General features: G+C 50.2%; 1 protein-coding gene. It reads left to right on the top strand.

All coding sequences use genetic code 11. The annotated features are described in order from the left end of the window. Positions 1–1,479 (top strand): CTP synthase (gene pyrG, locus DEF47_RS20990; protein WP_287045327.1); only part of this gene is annotated, 1,479 nt, incomplete at its 5' end. Between the last annotated feature and the right edge of the window lie 160 nt (positions 1,480–1,639).

Here is a 1,639-nt window from a genome sequence, read left to right as displayed (position 1 = left end):
TATATCAATGTTGACCCTGGTACGATGTCGCCTTACCAACATGGCGAGGTCTTTGTGACCGAAGATGGGGCTGAAACCGACCTCGATTTGGGCCACTACGAACGCTTTATTGATGAAAATTTGTCCCGCGTTAACAACATTACAACCGGCCAAATTTATTCTTCAGTGATTCAAAAAGAGCGCCGTGGCGATTTCCTCGGCGGCACGATTCAAGTAATTCCGCATATCACCAACGAAATTAAAAGCCGCGTCGCTTTGGTAGCCAAGAATACCAATGCTGATGTGGTGATTGTCGAAATTGGCGGCACGGTTGGCGATATCGAAAGTTTACCCTTCCTCGAAGCCATTCGACAAATGAAAAAAGATGTGGGCCGCGATAACGTGATGTATATTCACGTGACCTTGTTGCCTTATCTCCAAGCCAGTGGCGAACTCAAAACCAAGCCGACCCAACACTCAATCGCCGAATTACGCCGCGTCGGTATCTCGCCAGCCGTGGTGTTGTGTCGCTCCGATTTGCCAGTTGATGATGATATGCGTGAGAAAATCGCTCTGTTTGCTGATTTACCCAACGAGGCTGTGGTAGCTCTGCCTACCGTTGATTCGATTTATGAAGTGCCGTTGGTGCTTGAGGAAGCAGGCTTAGGCGATTTAATTATCGAACGCTTGGCTTTGGCTGCTCAGCCAGTCCAGCTCGATGAATGGCGCTCACTCGTTGCACGTATCAAACAACCCAAACGCCATACCACGGTGGCGATTGTTGGCAAATATGTTGAACTGCGCGATGCCTATATGAGTGTGGCTGAATCGGTGCGCCACGCTGGTTGGGCCCAAGATATTCAAGTTGATATCAAATGGGTCTCTTCAGAAGAGCTTGAAGTGGCTGATCCTGTAACCATGCTTGGCGATGTCCAAGGGATTATCGTGCCTGGCGGCTTTGGCTATCGTGGGGTCGAGGGCAAAATTCGGGCTGTGCGCTATGCTCGCGAAAACAAAATTCCCTTCTTGGGGCTTTGTTTAGGCATGCAATGTGCCACGATTGAATTTGCTCGCTTTGCCTTGAATGCGCCCGATGCCAACTCAACCGAGTTTAACCCGAACACCAAACTGCCAGTGATCGACTTTATGCCCGATCAATTGGATATTAGTGATAAGGGTGGGACGATGCGCTTGGGGGTTTACCCATGTATTTTAGCCCCCGATACTAAGGCTGCCAAAGCCTATGGCCGTGAATTAGCCTTGGAACGCCATCGCCATCGCTTTGAGTTTAACAACAAATATCGTAAAGCCATGGAAGCCGCTGGTTTTGTGATTAGTGGCCACTCGCCTGATGGCCGTTTGGTCGAGATTGTCGAGTTGCGCGACCATCCATGGTTTGTGGCTTCGCAGTTCCACCCTGAATTCAAATCGCGTCCAAACAACCCACATCCATTGTTCCGCGATTTTGTGCAGGCTGCCTTGGAACAAATTGCTGAATAATACCTTTTATGGTTCAGCAGCCCACTCCCACCTTGCTAGTGAGAGTGGGCTGCTGAAGGAATGACGACGATTGCTAGACTAGCGGCTTTTGACTTGCGTCGATTCTTAAAATACTCTCCGTTCCCTCACCCCCAGCCCCTCTCCCACTGCGGCGGGCGAG

It is taken from the genome of Herpetosiphon sp. (assembly GCF_003512625.1).
Classification (GTDB): domain Bacteria; phylum Chloroflexota; class Chloroflexia; order Chloroflexales; family Herpetosiphonaceae; genus Herpetosiphon; species Herpetosiphon aurantiacus.
Note: the sequence above shows the minus strand (reverse complement) of the source record. Positions and strands in the feature narration are given on the sequence as shown.